The 22358-nt window shown below is 74.2% G+C and carries 18 protein-coding genes; 11 read left to right on the top strand and 7 right to left on the bottom strand.

The genetic code is table 11. The features are described 5' to 3' along the window. Positions 1–20 precede the first annotated feature (20 nt). A complete protein-coding gene (locus tag ACVCAH_RS20635; RefSeq protein ID WP_109902554.1) occupies positions 21–227 on the top strand; it encodes a hypothetical protein in 207 nt (68 codons plus the stop codon). A gap of 106 nt (positions 228–333) precedes the next feature. After that, complete coding sequence (locus ACVCAH_RS20630; protein WP_447137806.1) at positions 334–1917, top strand: ATP-dependent DNA ligase; 1584 nt, start codon at positions 334–336, stop codon at positions 1915–1917. Between the two features lie 55 nt (positions 1918–1972). On the opposite strand, the gene ACVCAH_RS20625 is transcribed toward ACVCAH_RS20630, so the two are convergent. Beyond that, positions 1973–2797: an SURF1 family cytochrome oxidase biogenesis protein gene (locus ACVCAH_RS20625; RefSeq protein WP_447137805.1), complete on the bottom strand. Its 825-nt coding sequence runs from the start codon at positions 2795–2797 to the stop codon at positions 1973–1975. Positions 2798–2971: 174 nt separating this feature from the next. Here ACVCAH_RS20625 and ACVCAH_RS20620 point away from each other — a divergent pair, with 174 nt between their 5' ends. Beyond that, on the top strand, positions 2972–4366 hold the full coding sequence (locus ACVCAH_RS20620; RefSeq protein WP_447137804.1) for a cobyrinate a,c-diamide synthase: 1395 nt from the start codon (positions 2972–2974) through the stop codon (positions 4364–4366). Next, a complete protein-coding gene (locus tag ACVCAH_RS20615) occupies positions 4363–4932 on the top strand; it encodes a GNAT family N-acetyltransferase (RefSeq protein ID WP_447137803.1) in 570 nt (189 codons plus the stop codon). Before ACVCAH_RS20620 ends, ACVCAH_RS20615 begins: the two co-directional genes overlap by 4 nt. Positions 4933–4940: 8 nt before the next feature. Here ACVCAH_RS20615 and ACVCAH_RS20610 read toward each other — a convergent pair whose 3' ends face one another. Next, positions 4941–7073, bottom strand: a complete 2133-nt coding sequence (locus ACVCAH_RS20610; RefSeq protein ID WP_447137802.1) for a transglycosylase domain-containing protein — start codon at positions 7071–7073, stop codon at positions 4941–4943. Positions 7074–7195: 122 nt separating this feature from the next. Between ACVCAH_RS20610 and cobC the strand changes: the two genes are divergently transcribed. The 3 genes from cobC to cobA are packed head-to-tail and all read left to right on the top strand — an operon-like array spanning position 7196 to position 10607. Further along, on the top strand, positions 7196–8293 hold the full coding sequence (cobC, locus tag ACVCAH_RS20605) for an Rv2231c family pyridoxal phosphate-dependent protein CobC (protein WP_447137801.1): 1098 nt from the start codon (positions 7196–7198) through the stop codon (positions 8291–8293). Continuing rightward, complete coding sequence (gene cobT, locus ACVCAH_RS20600; protein ID WP_447137873.1) at positions 8293–9372, top strand: nicotinate-nucleotide--dimethylbenzimidazole phosphoribosyltransferase; 1080 nt, start codon at positions 8293–8295, stop codon at positions 9370–9372. The genes cobC and cobT overlap by 1 nt, the downstream gene beginning before the upstream one ends. After that, positions 9369–10607: a uroporphyrinogen-III C-methyltransferase gene (gene cobA, locus ACVCAH_RS20595; protein WP_447137800.1), complete on the top strand. Its 1239-nt coding sequence runs from the start codon at positions 9369–9371 to the stop codon at positions 10605–10607. Before cobT ends, cobA begins: the two co-directional genes overlap by 4 nt. Before the next feature lie 369 nt (positions 10608–10976). Here cobA and otsB read toward each other — a convergent pair whose 3' ends face one another. Continuing rightward, positions 10977–13577: a trehalose-phosphatase gene (gene otsB, locus ACVCAH_RS20590; protein WP_447137872.1), complete on the bottom strand. Its 2601-nt coding sequence runs from the start codon at positions 13575–13577 to the stop codon at positions 10977–10979. A gap of 2 nt (positions 13578–13579) precedes the next feature. After that, positions 13580–14980 (bottom strand): alpha,alpha-trehalose-phosphate synthase (UDP-forming), encoded by a 1401-nt coding sequence (locus ACVCAH_RS20585; protein WP_447137799.1) that lies wholly within the window; start codon positions 14978–14980, stop codon positions 13580–13582. A 316-nt stretch (positions 14981–15296) separates the two neighbouring features. On the opposite strand from ACVCAH_RS20585, the gene ettA reads away from it, so the two are divergent. The 4 genes from ettA (at position 15297) to ACVCAH_RS20565 (ending at position 18851) form a co-directional block, all read left to right on the top strand. Beyond that, the gene (ettA, locus tag ACVCAH_RS20580) at positions 15297–16973 is read left to right on the top strand and encodes an energy-dependent translational throttle protein EttA (RefSeq protein ID WP_447137798.1); all 1677 of its coding nucleotides are present in this window, start codon (positions 15297–15299) and stop codon (positions 16971–16973) included. Positions 16974–16975: 2 nt separating this feature from the next. After that, complete coding sequence (locus ACVCAH_RS20575) at positions 16976–17422, top strand: acyl-CoA thioesterase (protein WP_447137797.1); 447 nt, start codon at positions 16976–16978, stop codon at positions 17420–17422. Continuing rightward, positions 17419–18135 (top strand): hypothetical protein, encoded by a 717-nt coding sequence (locus tag ACVCAH_RS20570; protein WP_447137796.1) that lies wholly within the window; start codon positions 17419–17421, stop codon positions 18133–18135. Before ACVCAH_RS20575 ends, ACVCAH_RS20570 begins: the two co-directional genes overlap by 4 nt. A gap of 131 nt (positions 18136–18266) precedes the next feature. Continuing rightward, a complete protein-coding gene (locus ACVCAH_RS20565; RefSeq protein WP_167179355.1) occupies positions 18267–18851 on the top strand; it encodes a type III secretion system chaperone family protein in 585 nt (194 codons plus the stop codon). A gap of 57 nt (positions 18852–18908) precedes the next feature. On the opposite strand, the gene ACVCAH_RS20560 is transcribed toward ACVCAH_RS20565, so the two are convergent. The 3 genes from ACVCAH_RS20560 to ACVCAH_RS20550 all read right to left on the bottom strand — a co-directional run bounded on the left by ACVCAH_RS20560 (position 18909) and on the right by ACVCAH_RS20550 (position 22076). Continuing rightward, positions 18909–19343 (bottom strand): globin, encoded by a 435-nt coding sequence (locus ACVCAH_RS20560; RefSeq protein WP_447137871.1) that lies wholly within the window; start codon positions 19341–19343, stop codon positions 18909–18911. Positions 19344–19403: 60 nt separating this feature from the next. Next, positions 19404–20795 (bottom strand): MFS transporter, encoded by a 1392-nt coding sequence (locus tag ACVCAH_RS20555; RefSeq protein WP_447137795.1) that lies wholly within the window; start codon positions 20793–20795, stop codon positions 19404–19406. A gap of 231 nt (positions 20796–21026) precedes the next feature. Beyond that, entirely contained in the window at positions 21027–22076 is a 1050-nt protein-coding gene (locus tag ACVCAH_RS20550; RefSeq protein ID WP_447137794.1) for a mechanosensitive ion channel family protein, read from the bottom strand. Positions 22077–22358 lie beyond the last annotated feature (282 nt).

Here is a 22358-nt window from a genome sequence, read left to right as displayed (position 1 = left end):
GCTGTTATAGCCTTTCGAACATGAGTACGAACGAGGTGATGGCCCGGCTGGGGGCCGCCGTCAGCGCTCTGGGGGACGTCGACGTCTCCGCGTGGCCCGAGGACACGCTCAAGGAACAGCTCGGTGAGCTCTCCGCCGCCCTGGTCGCCCTGGACGCGGTGCTCTCCCGGGTCGCCGACGAGGTCCGCGCCCGCGGCCTGCGCATCGAGGAGCCCGTGTCGGCCTGACCGGTGGTCGTGGCGTCGGGGCGGCGGGGTGGTGGTCCTGGGGGCCTCGCCGGTCCGGGCCGGGCAATGCCCCGGTGGTGTCGGGGGTGGCTGGCAGGATGAACCCGTGCGGTTCCTCGACCTGGCAGCCACCTCCGCCGCCGTCGGTGCCACCAGCGGCCGGCGCGCCAAGGTGGAGCTGCTCGCCGACGCGCTGCGCCGGCTCGACCCGGCGGAGATCGCGGCCGGCGCCGGCTGGCTCGCCGGCGAACTGCGCCAGCGGCAGACCGGGGTGGGCTGGGCGAGCCTGCGTGACCTGCCATCCCCCGCGGAGCAGCCGACGCTGACCGTGGCCGCGGTCGACGCGGCGATCGACGAGATCGCCGCGGTGCACGGCCCCGGTTCGCAGGGCCGCCGCCGGGCGCTGCTCGGGGCGCTCTTCGGCGCCGCCACGGCCGAGGAGCAGCGGCTGCTGACCGGGCTGTTCAGCGGCGAGGTGCGCCAGGGCGCCCAGGCGGGGCTGCTCGCCGACGCGGTGGCCCGGGCCGCCGACGTGCCGCTCACCGCCGTCCGCCGGGCGCTGCTGCTCGCCGGTGACCTGCGGGCCGTCGCGGTGGCCGCGCTCACCGGCGGCGCCGCGGCGCTGGCCAACTTCGGCCTCCAGGTCGGGCGCCCGCTGGCGCCGATGCTGGCCCAGAGCGCACCCTCGGTCGACGAGGCGCTCGCTGCCACCGGCACCCCGGCCGTCGTCGACGTCAAGCTCGACGGCATCCGGATCCAGGTGCACCGCTCCGGGACGGACATCGCGGTCTTCACCCGCAGCCTCGACGACATCACCGCCCGGCTGCCCGAGGTGGTCGCCGCCGTGCGCGCGCTGCCTGCCCGGGAGCTGGTGCTCGACGGTGAGGCCATCGGGCTGGACGCCACCGGGCGGCCGCTGCCGTTCCAGGAGACCTCCAGCCGGGCGGCCCGACGCACCACGCCGAGCACCACCGGGCGCGCCCCGGTGGCCCCGGCGGTGCTCGCCGCCGCCGAGACCACCGGCGAGGCGGTGCTCACGCCGTACTTCTTCGACCTGCTGCACCTCGACGGCGAGGACCTCATCGACCTGCCCGGCCGGGAGCGGTGGGCGGCGTTGGCCGGCGCGGTCGACGAGGCGCTGCTGGTCGGGCGGATGGAGGTGGACGGGCCGGAGCGGGCGGGCGAGGCGTTCGCCGCCGCGGTCGACGCCGGCCAGGAGGGCGTCGTGGTCAAGTCCCCCGAGGCGCCGTACGACGCCGGCCGGCGCGGCTCCGCCTGGGTGAAGGTGAAGCCCCGGCACACCCTCGACCTGGTGGTCCTCGCGGTGGAGTGGGGCAGCGGTCGGCGTACCGGCTGGCTCTCCAACCTGCACCTCGGCGCCCGTGATCCGCGCACCGGCGACTTCGTGATGCTGGGCAAGACGTTCAAGGGGCTCACCGACGAGCTGCTGCGCTGGCAGACCGAGCGGTTCCTCGACCTGGCCGTGGAGAAGGGCGACTGGGTGGTGCGGGTCCGCCCCGAACAGGTAGTGGAGATCGCCTTCGACGGCGTGCAGGCCAGCTCCCGCTATCCCGGCGGGATGGCCCTGCGCTTCGCCCGGGTGGTGCGCTACCGCGACGACAAGACCGCCGCCGAGGCGGACACCATCGACGCGGTGCGGGCCATCCACGCCGGCCGCGCGACCGGCTGACGACCGCCCGCCCGGCCCGACCGCCGGGGCCCTGGCCGCGGCCGGCTCAGGGAGTTCAGGCCGGGGTGCGCGGGGCGGGCTCGGCGGCCCGGTCGACCGGCCGCTGCGGCGTCGCCCCGGTCAGCCGGCGGGCCTCCCGGCGGGCCACCAGGACGTAGCCGAACAGCGTCATCCCGGCGAAGAGCCACCACTGCACGACGTAGCCGAAGTTCTGCCAGTTGTTGGCGTGCCCGACCGGCACCGCGGTGAAGGCCGGGTCGGCCGCCGGGGCCTGCTCGTCCAGCAGCAGGTACGCCCCGTGCACCGGGTAGGGCAGCTCCCGGGCGAGCTGGGGGACGCCGATCCGGCGGGTCTCCAGCCGGCCCTCGCGCCGGGACACCGCCACCGAGCCGCTCTCGCTCTCGTGCACCCGGCCCACCACGGTCACCTCGCCGGACGGGACCGGCGGCACCTGCGGCTGGGCGGTGGCGCCACCCGGGGCCGGCGGGACCCAGCCCCGGTCCACCAGCACCGCGGTGCCGTCGGCCAGGACCAGCGGGGTGAGTACCTCGAAACCGACCTTGCTCTCCACCGTCCGGCCACGGACCAGGACCACGTTCGCGGTGTCGTACCGGCCGGTCACGGTGACCCGGGTCCAGATCTTCTCCTCGGCGGGCGCCGGGCCGGCCGTGCCGCTGCCGCCGGTCGGGGCCGGCAGCGCCTCCCGCAGCGGCACCGGGGCCATCCGCAGGCCGGCGTCGATCCGCTCGTTGACCTCGGTGCGGCCCCGGTACCGGTCCAGCTGCCAGTTGCCGAGCAGCACCATCACCGTCGCGGCGACCAGGGTCAGCGCGAGAATCCCCAGCCAGCGCGGCGTCAGCAGGAACCGGTACACGACCACGAGGCTACCCGTATGACCGGGGCCACTGCGCCGGGCCGGTACCGCCCGGGCGGCGCGCGGCCGCGACCCGCCCGCTCGGCGGCGTTCGCCCGGCGGCCGGTTCGGCTATCGTCACGCGGGCGGACCGCGCCTGCGGTCCGCGGCCGCGTACCCGCTGCCGCGAGGGAGTCGATGATGACCGTCGTGCCGCGCCTGGTGCTCAGCGCGCCGTCCTCCGGGCACGGCAAGAACGCGCTGGCGATCGGGTTGCTCGCCGCGCTCGCCGACCGGGGCGAGGACGTCGCCGGCTTCAAGATCGGCCCGGACCAGGTCGACGCGGCGTACCTCGGGCTGGCCGCCGGGCGGCCCGGCCGCAACCTGGACCCGCGGCTGGTCGGCGCGGACCGGATCGGCCCGCTGCTCGGGCACGGCGCCGCCGGGGCCGCGCTCGCCCTGGTGCAGGGGAGCATGGGCCTCTACGACAGCCTCGCCGGCCACCCGGAGACCGAGTCGACGGCGTCCGTGGCGATCGGGCTGCGCAGCCCGGTGGTGCTGGTGGTCGACGTCGCCGCCACCGGGCAGTCGGTGGCCGCCCTGGTGCACGGCTTCCGGTCGTACGACGAGCAGATCTGGCTGGGCGGCGTGATCCTCAACCGGGTCGCCTCGGCGCGGCACGAGACGCTGCTGCGCGAGGCGCTCGACGACATCGGCGTGCCGGTCTACGGCGCCCTGCGCCGCCAGGACCTGCCGCCGGTGCTGCCGGCGCGCCGGCTGGGCGCCGTTCCCGCGCTCACCGGCTCCGGTGAGGCCACCCGGGCGGTGCGCCGCCTCGGTGAGGCGGTCGCCGCCACCGTCGACCTGGACCGGCTGCTCGGGCTGGCCCGCTCCGCCCCGCCGCTGCCCGCCGAGCCCTGGTCGCCGGCACCGGACGGGGAGCCGCCGGCGGAGCCCCCGGTCGTAGCGCTCGCCGGCGGGCCGGGCGGCAGCTACAGCCACGCCGAGACCGCCGAGCTGCTCCGGGCGGCCGGGGCCGAGGTGGTCACGGTCGACCCGCTGCGCGACGAGGAGCTGCCGGCCGGCACCCGGGCGCTGGTCGTCGGCGGCGGACTGCCCGAGTCGTACGCCGAGCAGCTCTCCGCCAACCGCCGGCTCTGCATCGCGGTCGCCGAGCTGGCCCGCACCGGCCGCCCGGTCGTCGCCGAGGGCACCGGCCTGCTCTGGCTGGCCCGGGAGCTGGACGGGCTGCCGATGTGCGGGGTGCTCGACGCGGTCGGCGCCAGCCGGGAGGGCATGGTGGTCGGCTACCGGGAGGCGACCGCGCTCACCGGCAGCGTCGTCGCGCCGCCCGGCGCGGTGGTGGCCGGGCACAAGGAGCACCGGGCGGTGCTCACCCCGCGGGCCGGGCAGCGCCCGGCGTGGAGCTGGGCGGGCGGGGCGCCGGAGGGCTTCGTCTGGCGGGGCGTGCACGCCTCCCAGCTGGTGGTGCACTGGGCCGCGTACCCGGAGATCGCCGCCCGGCTGGTGGCCGCGGCGGTGGCGGAGCCGGCGGCCGAGGACGTCGCGGCACGTCCCGGCGGAGTGCCGGCGTGATCGGTCAGGTGGCGATCCGCCGGTTCCCGGCGTTGACCGTCTCCACGCCGCGCACCGAGGTGCGCCGGCTGACGGCGGCGGACGCGCCGGCGGCAGAGGAGGTGTTCGCCGACAAGCAGACCCGGCGCTGGCTGCCGCTGGCCGACTCCGCCGGTCAGATCGACGGCCAGGCCTGGTGCACGGACCTGGCCCGGCAGCGCCGGGACAGCGGCGACGGCGACCACTACGGGGTGCTCCGCCGGGAGGACGACCGGGTGGTCGGCTGCCTCTGGACCCGGCGCACCGACTGGGGCGCCCGGTGCACCGAGGTCTCCTACGCGATCGCGCCGCACGCCCGCGGCTTCGGGCTGGCCGCCGAGGCGGTCGACGCGCTCGCCATCGCGCTGATCCTCGAGCACGGCTTCCAGCGCGTCGAGCTGCGGGTGGCGCCGGGCAACCTGGCGTCGCGCCGGGTGGCCGAGAAGGCCGGCTTCAGCTACGAGGGCCTGCTGCGCAACGCCGGCTACGCCCACGGCGGCCGGGTCGACCTGGAGGTCTGGTCCTTCGTCGCCGCCGACCTCCGCTGAGCCGTTGGTCAGCCGACGATGCGGTCGGAGGGTGGGGTGAACTGGCGGGTGGGCTTGCCCTTGAGGGCGTCGCGGAGGGTCTCCGCGACCGCGGCGATCGGGATCTGGGACTGGCCGTCGCCGACCGCGTTGAACGGGTTGTCCGGGTCCGAGATGAAGCTCGCCCCGGCCAGCTCCGGGGTGTAGCCGACGAACCAGGCCGACCGGGTGCTGTCCGTGGTACCGGTCTTGCCGGCCACCGGCCGCCCGACCGTGCCCCGCACGCTGTCCGCCGTCGACCAGCCGCCGCAGCTCCCGCGCGCCGGGGTGTCGCCGGTGGGGCAGCGGGCCGCGTCGGTGGCGGCCCGGGCCGCGTCCGCGCTCACCACCTGCCGGCAGCGCGGCTTGGCGACCTCGCGCTCGATCCCGCCGGCGGTCCTGTACGTGGTCGGCGTGCCGTCCCGGTTGTGGATGGAGAGCACCGGGATCGCCTCGCAGTACCGGCCGTCCGCGGCGATGGCCGCGTACGCGGTGGCCATCTCCAGCGGGGTGGCGTCCGAGACACCCAGGGTGAACGCGCCCCACTTCGGTGCCTTGCTCGGGGCCGCGTGCTCCCGGTCGACGTCGGTGCGCCAGCGCAGGCCGAGCTGCTCGGCCAGGCGGACGCCCTTCTCCGCGCCGATCTGCTCCTCCAGCCAGACGAAGTACGTGTTCACCGACTTGCCGAACCCGGACCACATGGTCTGCTCGCCGCTCATCGCCCCGCTGGCGTTCGACGGCGACCAGCCGTCGAAGACCTCGGAGCGGTACCGGTACGGGGCGTTGAACGAGGTGGACAGCGGCATGCCCGCGTTGAGCGCGGCTAGCATCGGGAACATCTTGAACGTCGATCCGGCCTGGTAGCCCGGCAGGTCGCCGCCGCCGAGCAGGGGCGCCACCGTGTTCGGGTAGTTCGCCTTGATCTTCGGGCTGGCCTCCGGGTTGGAGCTGGGCGGGTTGTCGTCCAGGTTCAGCGAGTAGGTCCGGTTCACCGCCATCGCCTTGACCCGTCCGGTGCCCGGCTCGGAGATCACGACGCCGTTGGCGAACGGGCTGCCGGTGTACTCCTTCGTGCCGACGTTCTTCTCGGCCGCCTCCTGGATCTTCGGGTCCAGGCTCAGCACGATCCGGTAGCCGCCCCGGCGCAGCTTGTCCATCCGTTCCAGCCGGTTGTCCCCGAACGCTGACTGCGCGCTCCACCAGTTCTTCAGGTAGTCGCAGGCGAAGCCCCAGCTGTTCCACTTCTCGGGGATCGAGGCGCAGTCGTTCGGCGGGTAGCTCAGCTTGAGCCGGATCGGCTCGCTCTTGGCCGTCGCGGCGTCGTCCGGGGAGAGGTAGCCGAGCTGGGCCATCCGGTCCAGCACGTAGTTGCGCCGAGCGGTGGCGTCCTTCTGGTCCGAGCTGGCCGGGTCGTACTCGGACGGGGACTTGACCAGGCCGGCCAGGGTGGCCGCCTCGACCGGGGTGAGGTCCTTCGGGGTCTTGGAGAAGAAGATCTCGCTGGCCGCGTAGATGCCGTACGCGCGGTGGCCGAAGTACGCCGAGTTGAGGTAGCGCTCCAGGATCTGCTCCTTGCTCAGCTCCTTCTCCAGGTCCAGCGCCATCCGCATCTCCCGGACCTTGCGCAGGCTGGTCTGCTGGGTGGCCTCCTGGACCTCCTTCGGGGTCTTCGCGCTGTCCCGCAGCGCCATCCGGACGTACTGCATGGTGAGCGTGGAGGCGCCCTGGGAGACGCCGCTGGAGCGCGCGTTGGCCACGAAGGCGCGGGCGACGCCCTTCGGGTCGACGCCGTGGTGCTGGTAGAAGCGGGAGTCCTCGGCGGCGACGATCGCCTGCTGGATGTTCGGCGACATGTCCGACAGCTTCGTGTACTGCCGGTACTCCTCGTAGAACATCGTCAGCACGGTCTTGCCGTCCGGCGCGTACAGGTACGAGGTCTCGGCGGGCAGCGCGGCGGTCAGGATCTTGGTCTTGTGCTCCAACGCGTGCGCGGTGACCTTCGCGCCGATGCCCGTGGCGGCGGCCACCGGATAGGCCACGGCGGCGACCACGATGCCGGCGATCAGCCCGGCGCGGAGGAGGGGTAGGAGACGACCAGCGGCAGCAAGGGGTCGGTTGCTCACACGGCCAAGTTATGACATTTCCGATTCGTCCATGAGAAGTATTCATGAACGCCGTGGGTGGTGACGCGCCCCACGTCGGGATGCGCTGTCCCGTGGGCCGCCTTCCCGGCAGGATCGCGGTCATGCGCGGTCAGCCGATCGGGGCACCCACGGGTGTCGGGCCAGACCCCGCCCACGAGCCCGACCTCGCCCACCACGGCGACGCGGAGGTGGGCGAGGGTCTGGTCGACCTCGCGGTCAACGTCCGCCGCGCCCCGATGCCGGGCTGGCTGGCCGAGCCGATCGCCGCATCGCTGGCCGACCTCGCCCGCTACCCGGACCCGGCGCCGGCCCGGGCCGCCGTCGCCACCCGGCACGGCCGGCCCCCGGCGGAGGTGCTGCTGACCGCCGGCGCGGCCGAGGGCTTCGTGCTGCTCGCCCAAGCGCTGCGCGGGGTGCGCCGGCCGGTGGTGGTGCACCCCCAGTTCACCGAGCCCGAGGCCGCGCTGCGGGCGGCGGGCCACCGGGTCGAACGGGTGCTGCTCGACCCGGCCGACGGCTTCCGGCTCGACCCGGCCCGGGTGCCCGCGGACGCCGACCTCGTCATGGTCGGTAATCCCACCAACCCCACCTCGGTGCTGCACCCCGCCGCCGACCTGGCCCGCCTGGCGCGACCGGGCCGGGTGCTGGTGGTCGACGAGGCGTTCGCCGACACCACCGCCGCGCCCGGCGTGCCCGGCGAGCCGGAGTCCCTGGCCGCCCGGCGGGACCTGCCCGGCCTGCTGGTGGTCCGCAGCCTCACCAAGACCTGGGGACTAGCCGGGCTGCGCATCGGCTACCTGCTCGGCGACGCCGCGCTGCTCGACCGGCTGGCCGCCGTGCAGCCCCTCTGGGCGGTCTCCACCCCCGCGCTGGCCGCCGCCACCGCCTGCGCCGGCCCCGCCGCGGTCGAGGCCGAGCGCGCGATCGCCGCCCGGCTCGCGGCCGACCGCGACCACCTGGTCGCCCGCTTGTCGGCCCTGCCCGGCGTACGCGTCGCCGGCCGCCCGGCCAGCGCGTTCGTGCTGGTCCACCTGCCCGGCGCCGCCGCCGTGCGGGCCGCCCTGCGCGAGCGCGGCTGGGCGGTACGCCGGGGCGACACCTTCCCCGGCCTCGGCCCGGACTGGCTGCGGATCGCCGTGCGCGCCCCGGCCACCACCGACGCGTTCACCGAGGTACTGGCGCAGATCCTGGAGGCATGATGCTGGAGACCACGATCGCGGCGATCCGGCCGCTCGACGAGCCGGCGATGGCCGCCGCCCGGGAACTGCAGGGCCGGCTGACCAAGCCGGCCGGTTCGCTCGGCGCCCTGGAGGAGCTCTCGGTACGCCTCGCCGGCCTGGCCGGGGCCTGCCCGCCGCCGCTGCCCGAGCCGGCCGCGGTGGCGATCTTCGCCGGCGACCACGGCGTGCACGCCCAGCGGGTGACCCCCTGGCCGCAGGAGGTCACCGCCCAGATGATCGGGAACTTCCTGGCCGGCGGCGCGGTGGTCAACGCGTTCGCCCGGCAGGCCGGCGCCACGGTCACCGTGGTCGACGTCGGCGTGGCCACCCCGCTGCCCGCCGCCCCGGCGGGCGAGCCCGAGCGGCCGGACGCGCCCCGGCTGGTGGCGGCGAACGTCCGGGCCGGCACCCGGGACCTGACGGTGACCGCCGCGCTCACCCGGGACGAGGCCCGGGCCGCGGTGGAGACCGGCATCCGGATCGCCGACGATCTCGTCGACGCCGGCGCGGGCATCCTGCTAACCGGGGACATGGGCATCGGCAACACCACCCCGGCGTCCGCCCTGATCGCCGCGTTCACCGGCGTCGATCCGGCCGAGACGACCGGCCGGGGGACCGGGGTGGACGACCCGACGTACCAGCGCAAGATCGACGTGGTGCGGGACGCGCTGCGCCGGCACGCCCCCGACCCCGCCGACCCGCTGGGCGTGCTGGCCGCCGTCGGCGGCCTGGAGCACGCCGCGCTCGCCGGGCTGATCCTCGGCGCCGCCGCCCGCCGCACGCCGGTGCTGCTGGACGGGGTGATCGCGGTCTCCGCCGCGCTCGCCGCCGCGGCCTTCGCGCCCGCCGCCACCGGGGCGATGGTCGCCGGGCACCGGTCCGCCGAGCCGGGCGCCACCGTCGCGCTGCGCCGGCTCGGACTCGACCCGCTGATCGACCTCGGGCTGCGCCTCGGCGAGGGCACCGGCGCGCTGCTCGCGCTGCCGGTGGTCACCGGCGCGGTCCGGGTGCTGCACGAGGTGGCCACCTTCGACTCGGCCGGGGTGGCCGAGAAGTGACCAGTCCCTACCCCCTCGGGCTGCGGCTCGCCGGGCGGCGGGTGGTCGTGGTGGGCGGGGGAGCGGTGGCCACCCGGCGGGTGCCGGCCCTGCTCGACGCCGGGGCGGACGTCCTCCTGGTCGCGCCGGAGCTGACCCCGGCGCTGCGGGCGCACGCCGACGCCGGCCGGCTGCACTGGGCGCCGCGCCGGTTCGCCCCCGCCGACCTGGACGGGGCCTGGCTGGTCCAGGTCGCGATCGACGACCCGATCGCCGCCGCGTCGGTCAGCGCGGTCGCCGCCGAGCGGCGCATCTTCTGCGTACGCGCCGACGACCGGGCCGCCGCCACCGCGTGGACCCCGGCGGTGACCCGGCACGGCCCGGTCACCGTGGCCGTGCTCGGCGGCGGCGACCCGCGCCGGGCGATGAGCGTGCGGGACGCGGTGCGGGACCTGCTCGCCGCCCGGATCGAGCCGGCCCCGCCCGGGGCACCGGCCGCCGGTGCCCCCGGCCGGGTGGCGCTGGTCGGCGCCGGGCCGGGTGACCCGGAGCTGATCACCGTGAAGGGCTGGCGCCTGCTCACCGGCGCCGACGTGGTGGTCGCCGACCGGCTGGTCCCCGGGCTGCTCCTGGACGAGCTGCGCGCCGACGTGGAGCTCGTCGACGCCTCGAAGATCCCGTACGGCCCGGCGCGGGCCCAGGAGGAGATCAACCGGATCCTGGTCGATCGGGCGCTGGCCGGGAAGGTCGTGGTCCGGCTCAAGGGCGGCGACCCGTACGTCTTCGGCCGGGGCGGGGAAGAGGTGCTCGCCTGCGCGGCGGCCGGCGTGCCGGTGACCGTGGTGCCGGGGGTGACCAGCTCGATCGCCGCGCCGGCGGTGGCCGGCATCCCGGTCACCCACCGGGCGGTGGCGCACGAGTTCACCGTGGTCTCCGGGCACGTCCCGCCGGACTCGCCGGACTCGCTGGTGCGCTGGGAGCACCTGGCCGGGCTGCGCGGCACCCTGGTGATCCTGATGGGCCTGCGGAATCTGGCCGCGATCACGGCGACCCTGGTCGCGCACGGCCGGCCCGCGGAGACGCCCGCCGCCGTGGTCCAGGAGGCCACCACCGGGGCGCAGCGGGTGCTCCGCTCCACCCTCGGCTCGGTCGCGGCGGACGTGGTGGCGGCGGGGCTGCGCCCGCCGGCGGTGGTGGTGGTCGGCGACGTCGTCCCGGTGCTCGCGTCCGTGGATGTCGTGGGGCCCACCGGCTGAGCGACAGCGGTTCCAGGGCGGCCGGCCCGCGGTGCCGGTCAGTTGTGCACCGGCCGCGGCCCGGCCCTCGCGGGTGCTGGCCGACCGGCGAGGAGCCCGTGCACGTCCTTTGCTCTGCTTCAACCCACGCACAGGTTCCGGCCCGTCACCGTTGCGTGGGTTGAAGCAGAGCAAAGGGGCCAACCCGGGTGGGTGTCCGCCGCCCCGGGCGGGACCGGGCGTGCGGGGGAGCGGCCGATCGTCGGCTGGCCGGCGGCGGTTCCGCGGCGGTGCGGCCGAAGACCCCCTTGGCGAGCAGAGACGCTTCGGCGGCCGCAGACGGGCCGGCGGCCGGAGACACAGGCGCCGGCCGCCGGTGACGTCGAACGGTTACTGCTTGAGCATGTTGTCCAGCAGCAGGGCGCAGCGGACCAGGCCGAGGTGGCTGTAGGCCTGCGGGTGGTTGCCCAGTCCGCGCTCGGCCAGCGGGTCGTACTGCTCGGGGAGCAGCCCGGTCGGCCCGGCGGTGTCGATCATCTGGCCGAACAGGTCCTCGGCGTCGTCCCGCCGGCCGGTGCGCAGGTACGCCTCGACCAGCCAGGCGGTGCAGATGTGGAAGCCGCCCTCGCGACCGGGCAGGCCGTCGTCCCAGTGGTACCGGTAGACCACCGGGCCGCTGCGCAGGTCGGCCTCGATCTTGAGCACCGTGGAGAGGAAGCGCGGGTCGTCGCCGGGAAGCAGGCCGGACAGGCCGATCCAGAGCGACGAGGCGTCCATCTCCTCGTCCCCGTACGCGACGCTGTACGCCTCGGCGTGCTCGTGCCAGCCGTACTCCAGCACGTTGGCGCCGATCCGGTCGCGCAGCTCCACCCACTCCGGCCGGTCGTCGCCGCCGTGCTGGCGGACCACGTGCAGCGCCCGGTCGACGGTCATCCAGCACATCGTCTTCGAGAAGATGTGGTGTCGCGGCGGGAGGCGGGCCTCCCAGATGCCGTGATCGGGCTCGTGCCAGCGGCGGCGGACCGCCTCGACCATGTTCTCCAGCACCCGCCACTCGTCGTCCCGGACCGACCCGCGGGCGTCGGCGACGGCGGCGATCAGGTCGGCGACCGGGCCGAAGACGTCCAGCTGGAGCTGGTGGTTGGCCAGGTTGCCGACCCGCACCGGCCGGGAGCCGGCATAGCCGGGCAGGGTGTCGATGACCGCCTCGGCGCCCAGCTCGTAGCCGTCCACGGTGTAGAGCGGGTGCAGCCGCTCGGGATGCCCGCCGGTGCGCTCGACGACGCCGTCGATCCACCGCAGCAGCCCCTCGGCCTCCTCCACCGAACCGAGGTCGACCAGCGCCCGGGCGGTCAGCGCCGCGTCGCGCAGCCAGCAGTACCGGTAGTCCCAGTTGCGGACGCCGCCCAGCTCCTCCGGCAGCGAGGTGGTCGCCGCGGCCAGGATCGAGCCGGTCGGCTGGTGGCAGAGCGCGCGCAGGGTCAGCGCGCTGCGGGCGACCAGGTCCCGGGCGGTGCTCGGCAGCCGCAGCGAGGCCACCCAGTCCTTCCACGGCTGCTCGGCCGCGGCCTGCCGCTCGTGGATCGGCAGCCGGTGGTGTTCCAGGCTCTGCGTGCCGAAGCGCATCTCCAGCACCACCTGCCCGCCGGCGGAGCGCAGGTCGACGACCGCCTTGGCGGTCTCGTTGACGCCGTCGCTGACGACCTCCCACTCGACGCCGGGGGAGTAGAGCGCGACCGGCTCGTTGGAGCCGAGCACCAGCAGGCCGTCGCCGAGCGGTTGCAGCTGGACGGCCACCTGGCCGAACTCCGGCCGGGGCGCGAACTCGATGCGGGCCCGACCGGTGCCGCTGAGCACCCGGATCAGGGTCGAGTCGCCGCTGAGGATGGCCGGGCCGTCCGGCGTGGTCTCGGTGTCCGGTGTGTCGAGCCAGTCGGTGACGGTCAGGCCCGACCACCGGGTCTCCACGGTCATGGTGCCGGAGCGGTACCGCTGGCCGAGTGGGATGCCGCCCCGCTCGGGCGCGACGCTGAAGTGCCCGGCCGGGCTGCCGCCGACCAGGTCGGCGAAGATCGCCGCCGAGTCCGGCTTGGGGTGGCAGAGCCAGGTGACCTTGGCTTCCGGGGTGAGCAGCGCGACGGTGCGGCCGTTGGCCAGCATCGAGTGCCGCTCGATCGGCACCGCCCGCTCGCCGAAGAGCCAGTGCCGCCGGGTCTCCAGCAGCAGCCCGAGGGCGCGCGCCGCCTCCAGCGGCTCGGCGACCCGGTAGTCGGCCCGGGTGTCCCCCGGCCCGATCTTGATGCCCACGTCCGGCCCGTGCAGGTTGCCGAAGGCGTTCTCGTCGGTGACGTCGTCGCCGATGAAGAGCACGGCGCTGGCGGAGAGCTGGGTGCGCAGCTGGTCGACGGCGGTGCCCTTGTGGGTGGCCACCACCGACAGCTCGATCACCTCCTTGCCCTGGGTGACCGTGACGCCGTCCCAGGTCGCCGGGCCGCTGCGGACCGCCTCGATGGCCGCCGCGGCGACCTGCGGGTCCACCCCGCGGGTGTGCACCGCGACGCTCGCCGGCTTGCGCTCCAGCCGGATGCCGGGGTGGGCGGCGGCGATCTCGCGCAGCGCGTCGCGCAGCCGGGTGCGCACCGCGATCAGCTCGGGGGAGAGCCGCTCGACGAAGCCGATGTCGAACTCCGAGCCGTGGCTGCCGATGAGGTGCACCTCGCTGGGCAGCCGGGAGAGCGCGGCCAGGTCGCGCAGCGCCCGGCCGGAGACCACCGCCACGGTGGTCTGCGGCAGCGCGGCCAGCGCGCGCACCGCCGCCACCGACTCGGGCAGCGGTACGGCCTTGCTCGGGTCCTCGACGATCGGCGCCAGGGTGCCGTCGTAGTCGCAGGCGATCAGGAGCTGCGGCACCCGGGCGATCCGGCCGATGGCGGCGCGCAGTTCGGCGTCCATCACTCCGGTGGGAATGGGCGCTCCGTCGGTGACGGACATGTTCACGCGGCCTCCGCCTGCGGCACACCGAGCTCGGTGAGGAACGACTTGGCCCAGTGACCCACGTCGTGGGTGCGTAGATGGCGTTGCATTGTCCGCATGCGGCGGCGGGCCTCCGGCTTCTCTACGTGCACGGCCCGCAGCAGGGCGTCCTTGACCGCGTCGGGGTCGTGCGGGTTGCACAGAAATGCCTGGCGCAGCTCGGTGGCGGCGCCGGCGAACTCACTGAGCACGAGCGCGCCACCCTGGTCGGCGCGCGATGCGACGTACTCCTTGGCCACCAGATTCATTCCGTCTCGCAGCGGGGTCACCATCATGACGTCGGCAGCGGCGTACATCGCGGCCAGCTCAGTGCGACTGTACGACTGATGCAGATAATGCACCGCCGGCACGCCGACCCTGCCGAATTCGCCATTAATCCGACCGACCTCGCGCTCGACCTTGACCCGAAGTGCCTGGTAATGCTCCACCCGCTCGCGGCTCGGGGTGGCCACCTGCACCATGACGGCGTCCGGGACTGTCAACTTTCCGTCAGCCAGCAGCTCGCGGAAGGCCTTGAGCCGCAACTCGATGCCCTTGGTGTAGTCGAGCCGGTCGACGCCCAGGATGATCGTCTTCGGGTTGCCCAGCTCCTCGCGGATCTCCTTGGCCCGGGCCTGGATCGCCGGGTCGGCGGCCAGCCGCTCCATCTCCTGGGTGTCGATGGAGATCGGGAAGGCGCCGGCCTTCACCTGCCGCCCGTCCACCTGGATCATCTGGCCCTCGTACCGGAGCCCGAGCAGGTGCCGGGCCAGCCGGACGAAGTTCTGCGCGGCCAGCCGCTGCTGGAAGCCGACCAGGTCGGCGCCGAGCAGGCCGCGCAGGATCTCGGTGCGGAACGGCATCTGCATGAACAGCTCGATGGGCGGGAATGGGATGTGCAGGAAGAAGCCGATCCGCAGGTCCGGGCGCAGCTCGCGGAGCATGGCCGGGACCAGCTGGAGCTGGTAGTCCTGCACCCAGACCGTGGCCCCCTCGGCCGCCACGTCCGCCGCGGCCTCCGCGAACCGGGCATTCACCAGCCGGTACGCCTCCCGCCAGCGGCGCTTGTAGGCCGGCGTCTCCACCGCGTCGTGGTAGAGCGGCCAGATCGTCGCGTTGGACTGCCCCTCGTAGTAGCGCTCGAGCTCCTCGGCGCTCAGTGGCACCGGGTGCAGCCGGATCCCCTCCAGGTCGAACGGCTCGGGCGCGGCCCCGGTGCCGCCGGCCCAACCGACCCAGGTGCCCTGGTGCTCGGCGAGCACGGGGTGCAGGGCGGTGACCAGCCCGCCAGGGCTGCGTCGCCACTGCCGTCCCTCGGGTGTGCTCACCTCGTCGACCGGCAAGCGGTTCGCCACTACGACAAAGGAGCTGCGGACGGTCACGTTCGGCCACCTCCGGGTGCTGACGGGTCAACCGCGATGAGCGTACTGAGCGTAGCTGCGGCGTCTGGTGCCCCGTGCCGGAGTTCCCTACCCGTCCCACGCCCGCCGAACCCTGCTGGTGATCTTGCCAACAGGCAGGCTGCCGGCGCGACGCGGGTACCCCGGGGGCGGGGTGATGTGGGCGTTGCGACGCGTACCTGTCAGGATTGACGACGGCGTGCGTGCGGCCGGCCCCGGCCGGCGGCCGCGGGTGAACGACCAGCCCGCGCCCTCGCCCGCCGGCTCCCAGTCGCAACCTACGGAGGTAGCCCGCACCGTGGCCCAGTTCATCTACGTCCTGGAAAAGGCGCGCAAGGCGCACGGCGACAAGGTCGTGCTCGACAACGTGACGCTGAACTTCCTGCCGGGGGCCAAGATCGGTGTGGTCGGTCCGAACGGCGCCGGCAAGTCCAGCCTCCTCAAGATCATGGCAGGCTGGGACCAGCCGAGCAACGGCGAGGCCCGGCTCATGCCCGGCTACACCGTGGGCATGCTGGCCCAGGAGCCGCCGCTGAACGACACCAAGACCGTCCTCGGCAACGTCGAGGAGGCGGTCGCCGAGATCAAGGCCAAGCTGGAGCGGTTCAACAAGATCGCCGAGCAGATGGCGACCGACTACTCCGACGAGCTGATGGAGGAGATGGGCAAGCTCCAGGAGGAGCTGGACAACGCCGACGCCTGGGACATCGACTCCAAGCTCGAGCTGGCCATGGACGCGCTGCGCTGCCCGCCGCCGGACGTCGACGTCACCAAGCTCTCCGGTGGTGAGCGCCGCCGGGTGGCACTGTGCAAGCTGCTGCTGGAGGCGCCCGACCTGCTGCTGCTCGACGAGCCCACCAACCACCTGGACGCGGAGAGCGTGCAGTGGCTGGAGCAGCACCTGGCCAAGTACGCCGGCACCGTCATCGCCATCACCCACGACCGGTACTTCCTCGACAACGTGGCCGGCTGGATCCTCGAGCTGGACCGCGGCCGGGCGATCGGCTACGAGGGCAACTACTCCACCTACCTGGAGAAGAAGGCCGCCCGGATGGCGGTCGAGGGTCGCCGCGACGCCAAGATGAAGAAGCGCCTCGACGAGGAGCTGGAGTGGGTCCGCTCCAACGCCAAGGCCCGGCAGACCAAGTCCAAGGCCCGGCTCGAGCGGTACGAGGAGATGGCCACCGCGGCGGAGAACACCCGCAAGCTGGACTTCGAGGAGATCCAGATCCCGCCGGGCCCGCGCCTGGGCAGCACGGTCATCGAGGCGCAGCACCTCACCAAGGCCTTCGGCGACCGGGTGCTGATCGACGACCTCAGCTTCTCGCTGCCGCGCAACGGCATCGTCGGCGTGATCGGCCCGAACGGCGTCGGCAAGACCACCCTGTTCAAGACCATCGTGGGCCTGGAGGAGCCGACCACCGGCTCGGTCCGGGTCGGCGAGACCGTCTCGCTGTCGTACGTCGACCAGAGCCGGGCGGGCCTGGCCGGTGACAAGACGGTCTGGGAGACCGTCTCCGACGGGCTGGACCACCTCTTGGTGGGCAAGGTCGAGATGCCGTCCCGGGCGTACATCGCGGCGTTCGGGTTCAAGGGTCCGGACCAGCAGAAGCCGACCAAGGTGCTCTCCGGTGGCGAGCGCAACCGGCTCAACCTCGCGCTGACGCTGAAGATCGGCGGCAACGTGATCCTGCTGGACGAGCCGACCAACGACCTCGACGTGGAGACCCTCGGCAGCCTGGAGAACGCGCTGCTGGAGTTCCCCGGCTGCGCCGTGGTCATCTCGCACGACCGGATGTTCCTCGACCGGGTCGCCACGCACATCCTGGCCTGGGAGGGCGACGACCAGAACCCGGCGAAGTGGTTCTGGTTCGAGGGCAACTTCGAGGCGTACGAGAAGAACAAGATCGACCGACTCGGCGCCGAGGCCGCCCGGCCGCACCGGGTGACCTACCGCAAGCTGACCCGCGACTGACCGTGGCCGACCGGTTCGTCTACCACTGCACCCTGCGGTGGTCCGACCTGGACGCGTACGGCCACGTCAACAACTCGCGCTTCCTCACTCTCTACGAGGAGGCCCGGGTGGCGTTGATGTTCGCCGGCGGCCGGGCGTGGGGCGTGGGCTCGTTCGCCGACGGCGTGGTGATCCGCCGGCACGAGGTCGACTACCTGCGCCCGGTCGACTACGCGCTCGGCCGGGCCAGCGCGGAGGCTGCCCCCACCGTCCGGATCGAGCTATGGGTGGAGGAGATCCGGGCCGCCTCGTTCACCGTCGCCTACGAGCTGTACGACGGTGACGTGCTGGCCAGCCGCGCCCGCTCGGTGCTGGTCCCGTTCGACCTCGAGCGGCAGATGCCGCGGCGGGTCACCGTCGAGGAGCGCGAGTTCCTGCTGGCGTACGCCCCGCGGGGCGGGGCGGCGTGAGCGCGGCGGGCGGTCCGTCGGTCGACCCCGGCCGGCACGGTATCGCCGACGTCACCGACGCGGGCGCCTTCCTCGCCCGGCTGGTCCGGCTGGACCGGGCCGCCCTGGTCCGGCTCCGGCCGGCCGGCCCGCCGGGGCGTACCGCCCTCTGGGCCCGCCTGCCGTGGGCCGTGCTGGTGGTGCGCACGGTGGCCGGCGCGGCGCCGGGGGACGTCACGGTCGGCGCGGGCGACCTGCTGGCGGCGCTCACCGCGGGGCGGGCCGAGCTGCCGGCGCGGCGGGACGCGCAGTGGCGGTGGCCGCTGCCGCCGGCGGCGAGCCGCCGGGTGGAGACGCTGCCGGGCGGTGAGCTGCGCCGGATCGCCGAGGCGGCGGCGGGCACGCTGCGCAGCGCCACCGCGCACGGGGTGGCCGGCCGCGCGGTGGGACAGCGGGCGCTGCGCGACGCGCTGCTCGACCACGTGCCGGTCGTGGTGACCCCGGACGACCCGCCGGGGGAACCGGTGGAGGTGACCCAGCGCCTCGTCCAGGGGTTGGTCCGGATGGGCTTCCTGGGGGCTCCAGAGGGCGGTTCCGGGGCCGCGGAGGGCGACGACGTCCAGGTGCGTACGACCGGACGATGGGTCGGTCTGGTGGGGCCTTACGGGGCGACCTGGTCGCAGACGGCCACCGATCTTGCCGTACGGCCCTCGGGTGGTCATCCGTTCGGATGACCCATGGTCATTCTTCTGGTTTGGGGCTGCCGTTGGGGGGATGCTTCAACCCGGCTGTCCGGGTACCGTCCATCCTCGGATCCAACGCACCGTAGGCGACTGGATCCGCTGGGGAGTGAGGTGCGCGAGCGATGCCGTGGTGGTCATGGCGCCCCGGTCCCGCCAACGGCGGCGATCCGGAAACTCGAAGCGGGATCACAGTGGAAGGCACCGTCCGGGTCGGACCACCGACCCCCCGGCAGCCGGAGGACGACTCCCCGGCCGTCGACCGACCCGCGATCCCGGAGATGCGGGCCACCGTCGAGCCGGTCACCCTGGGCCGGGTCTGCGAGGCGCTCGACCTGCTCGACGTCCGCTACCTGGCCGACGGTGACGGCAACCTGCTGGCCATGTGGGAGCGGCACGCGGTGCTGGTCACCCTCGAGGGGCCGGAGGACGAGATCCTGGTGATGCGGGCGCGTCCACACGCGACCGTCCCGCCGGACTGGGCCGACCGGGCCTACCGGGTGGTCAACGAGTGGAACCACACCCGCCGGTTCTGCAAGGCCTACGTCGGTGACCCCACCGAACGCGGCCAGTTGCCGATCTACGCCGAGCTGCAGGTGCCGTTCGGCGCCGGGACGCACGACGCGCTCCTGGTCGAGATGCTCGACTGCGGCGCCGCGGTGGCCACCAGCTTCGTCGACTGGCTGCACGACGAGGGCGCCCTGCTCTGAGCGCCCCGTCGACCGCCCGGCCCGCCGTGGCGGCGACCGGTCCTGTCCCGGTGCCTGCTACGGCGCCCCGGCGGCCGGGTCGTCCATCACGTTGACCATGAAGTACGCGGCCCGCTCCAGGTAGTCCCAGAGCGCGGTGGCGATCTCCGGCGGCAGGTCGAGGCGGTCGACCGCGCGGCGCATGTGCCGCAGCCACGCGTCCCGCTCGGCCGCCCCGATCCGGAACGGCGCGTGCCGCATCCGCAGCCGCGGGTGCCCCCGCTGGGCGGAGTAGGTGTTCGGGCCGCCCCAGTACTGCATCAGGAACAGCGTCAGCCGGTCCGCCGCCGGGCCGAGGTCCTCCTCGGGGTACATCGGGCGCAGCAGCGGGTCGGTGGCCACCCCGGCGTAGAACTCGTCGACCAGTTTGCGGAAGGTGGGCTCACCGCCGACCGCCTCGAAGAGGGTCACCGACGGCCGGGGGCGGCCGGATTCAGCAGCGGGATTCACCATTCCATCCTGCCAGGTGCGCACGGGCGCAACCGTGGGGAGGGACCGGGGTACGGGTGTAAGTCAGGTCACGGCGTGCCGCGACCGACCCGGCTCGCCCGGCCGGCCGGCGACGGAGCCGTCCTGTGCCGGCGGCCGATTTCCGGGCCCCTCCTCGGCCGGGCCGGCAACCGCGCTGCCGGCCCGTTCCGCCGCCGTGACCGCCGCGTCGACCGTCGCGCGGCTCGGCCAGCGCAGCGCCGCGAGGGCCATCAGCAGGACGCCCGCCGCGCTCCACCAGCCGACCACCGCCGGAATCGGGAACCGTTCGGCGAGCAGCCCGGTGACCAGCACCGCGAGGCCCTGGATCACCTGCACCCCGCTGGCCATCACGCCGAAGGCCCGGGCCCGGAAACCGCTGGGCAGCGCGCGCACGAACAACCCGTTGGCCATCGGCAGCATGCCGGCCACCGCGAACCCGCAGGCCCCGGCGAGCAGCGCCACCACCGCCGGCGGCGGGTCGAACAGAGCGGGCACCAGCACCGCCGGAGCGAGCACCGCGAGCGGTCGCATCAGGGCCAGCCGACGGGCCGGCCCGAACGCCCGCCCGACCACCAGCCCGCCGAGGATGAAGCCGACCGGGTTGGCAGCCATGATGACGGCCTGCGCGACGCCGGTGTCCATCCCGTCGCCGCCGTGCTCGGTCGCCCAGGCCGCGGCCAGCCCCTCCGGCACGATGGAGAAGAGCATCGCGCTGAACACCAGCACGGCGATGGCCCGCAGCACCGGGGTGCCGAACACGATCTGGAAGCCCTGAGCGGTCTCCCGGAGCAGGTGGCTGCGGTGGGCGGCGGTCATCGCGGGCGGCCGGTCGGAGAGGCCGAAGCGCACCAGCGCGGCCGAGAGGCCGAACGTCGCCGCGTTGATCAGCAGGGCGACGGCCGGGTTGAAGGCCGCCACGGCCGCGCCGACGAGGTAGCCGACGACCTGCGCGGCCTGGCCGACGCTGGCGTTCAGCGACAGCCCGAGGACCAGCTTGTCGCCGGTCAGCACCAGCGGCATCAGCGCGGACTTCGCGGCCTGGCTCGGCGGGTTGGCCAGGGTGGCGGCGAAGAGCAGGACCAGGATCACGTTGACGTGCACGCCCGGGATGGCGATGACCGCCATCAGGGCCATCCGGATGAGGTCGCAGGCGACCATCACCTGCCGGTAGCGGTGCCGTTCGGCGAGCGTGGACAGCAGCGGGCCGCCGACCAGCCAGGGCAGGTAGCTGATCGCGAACGCGACGGCGGAGAGGGCCACCGACCTGGTCTCCTGGTAGACCAGGAGGGTGACGGCCGCCTTGGCGATGTAGTCACCGACCCAGGAGAGCGCGCTGGCCGCGAAGATTGCCCGATATTCCCGTTGGGCGAACACCTCGTGGAAGGTGGCCGGCCCTTCCGGGGAGGGTCGCTCGTCGGACACCGTCGCCTCCATCGTTTCCCGGCGGAACCGCTCGTGGCGTACGCGCCTGGAAACCGTCGTCAGATGTACGGATCAGCGAGGACGTGATCGCGTTCCGGCGGGAACGCGTGTCCCGGATTCTGCCCGATCGTCTGACAACTGGCTAGGGCGAACGGCTTGATCGTCGCATCCCCGACTGAACGAACGGACGATACCCGAGGGGCCGGCCGGCCCGCGACCCCTGCCGCCCGGCCATCGTCGCGCTCAGGTGGCGCCGCCCTGGCCGGTCTCGCCCGGGGCCCGGGTCGGCATCCCCGGATAGAGCCGCGCCGCCGCGATCTGGGCGGTGATCCCCGAGTTCTCCAGCGCCTCGGCCAACCGGCGACGCAGCTCCCGGCCGACCGCGAACTGCCCGTCCGCGGTGGTCTTGACCACGGTCCGGATCACCGCGCCCTCCACCGTCATCTGTTCGACGCCGAGCACCTCGGGCGCCTCCACGATCTCCGGCGCCAGTTCCGGGTCCATCGCGACCGACGCGGCCGCCGTCCGCAGCACCGCGGTGGCCTCCTCCGTGCCGGCGAAGCCGATCGGCAGGTCGACCACGACCAGGGCCCAGCCCTGGCTCTTGTTGCCCACCCGGACGATCTCCCCGTTGCGGATGTACCAGAGCACCCCACGCCCGTCCCGGACGGTGGTGACCCGGAGCCCGACCGCCTCGACCACCCCGGTGGCCTCGCCCAGGTCCACCGTGTCGCCGACGCCGTACTGGTCCTCGATGAGCATGAACAGGCCGGCGATCAGGTCCTTGACCAGGCTCTGCGCGCCGAAGCCGAGCGCCACCCCGGCGATGCCGGCGCTGGCCAGCAGCGGGGCCAGGTCGAAGCTGAACTCCTTGAGCACCATCAGCAGCGCGATGCCGAAGATGAACGCCGTGGCGAGGCTGCGCAGCACCGACCCGATCGCCTCGGCGCGCTGGCGCCGCCGTTCCGGGACGAACTCGCCCGGCTCGGCCGCGGCGGTGGGGATCCGCTCCCGCAGCGGCCGGAGCATGGTGGGCACCCCGGCGGCCGTGGTGGTCCGCACCAGCCGGCGGATCGTCCGGTGCACCAGCCACCGGGCGGCGACCGCCAGCAGCAGGATCAGCAGGATCCGCAGCGGCTTGAGCAGGATCCAGTAACTGCCCTCGGCGAACCACACCGAGTTGGTGATCTCCCAGGCCGCCTTGCAGAGCGCCTCCTCCAGGCACTCCGGGCTCGGCGACGGGTCCGGGGTCGGTGGGGCGGGCGCGTCCAGGATCAGGCTGACGGAACTCACGCTGTCTTCGTACCGCACCCCGGGCGCCCGGCTCCCGCCGACCCACCGCCGGGTGACCGGTCCCGCGGGGACGACCGCCCGGCCGGGTACGAAACCGGTCATCTTGGCAGGTGCGGAAAAAGCTTCACCAGGTACCCCGGATTAGTACGTGCAATCCCGGGTCCGATCAGGGACTATTGGCGCAACGGACGTCGGTGATCCGGCCGGCGTCGGCCGTGGTGAGCGCTGTGCCCGATCCCGGTCGACGGTCATGAGGCGGGGGCCGCTGAACCGGGAGGGTGA

The organism is Micromonospora sp. LZ34 (assembly GCF_052981855.1).
This window is presented reverse-complemented; position numbering and strand designations above follow the sequence as displayed.

Excerpts from the sequence above, each read along its gene's own strand:
- ACVCAH_RS20565 (WP_167179355.1), top strand. The coding sequence starts at position 18,267 with ATGCCGTGGTGGTCATGGCGCCCCGGTCCCGCCAACGGCGGCGATCCG.
- cobT (WP_447137873.1), top strand. The coding sequence starts at position 8,293 with ATGCTGGAGACCACGATCGCGGCGATCCGGCCGCTCGACGAGCCGGCG.
- ACVCAH_RS20620 (WP_447137804.1), top strand. The coding sequence starts at position 2,972 with ATGACCGTCGTGCCGCGCCTGGTGCTCAGCGCGCCGTCCTCCGGGCAC.
- otsB (WP_447137872.1), bottom strand. The coding sequence starts at position 13,577 with ATGTCCGTCACCGACGGAGCGCCCATTCCCACCGGAGTGATGGACGCC.
- ACVCAH_RS20560 (WP_447137871.1), bottom strand. The coding sequence starts at position 19,343 with ATGGTGAATCCCGCTGCTGAATCCGGCCGCCCCCGGCCGTCGGTGACC.
- ACVCAH_RS20555 (WP_447137795.1), bottom strand. The coding sequence starts at position 20,795 with ATGGAGGCGACGGTGTCCGACGAGCGACCCTCCCCGGAAGGGCCGGCC.
- cobC (WP_447137801.1), top strand. The coding sequence starts at position 7,196 with ATGCGCGGTCAGCCGATCGGGGCACCCACGGGTGTCGGGCCAGACCCC.
- ACVCAH_RS20635 (WP_109902554.1), top strand. The coding sequence starts at position 21 with ATGAGTACGAACGAGGTGATGGCCCGGCTGGGGGCCGCCGTCAGCGCT.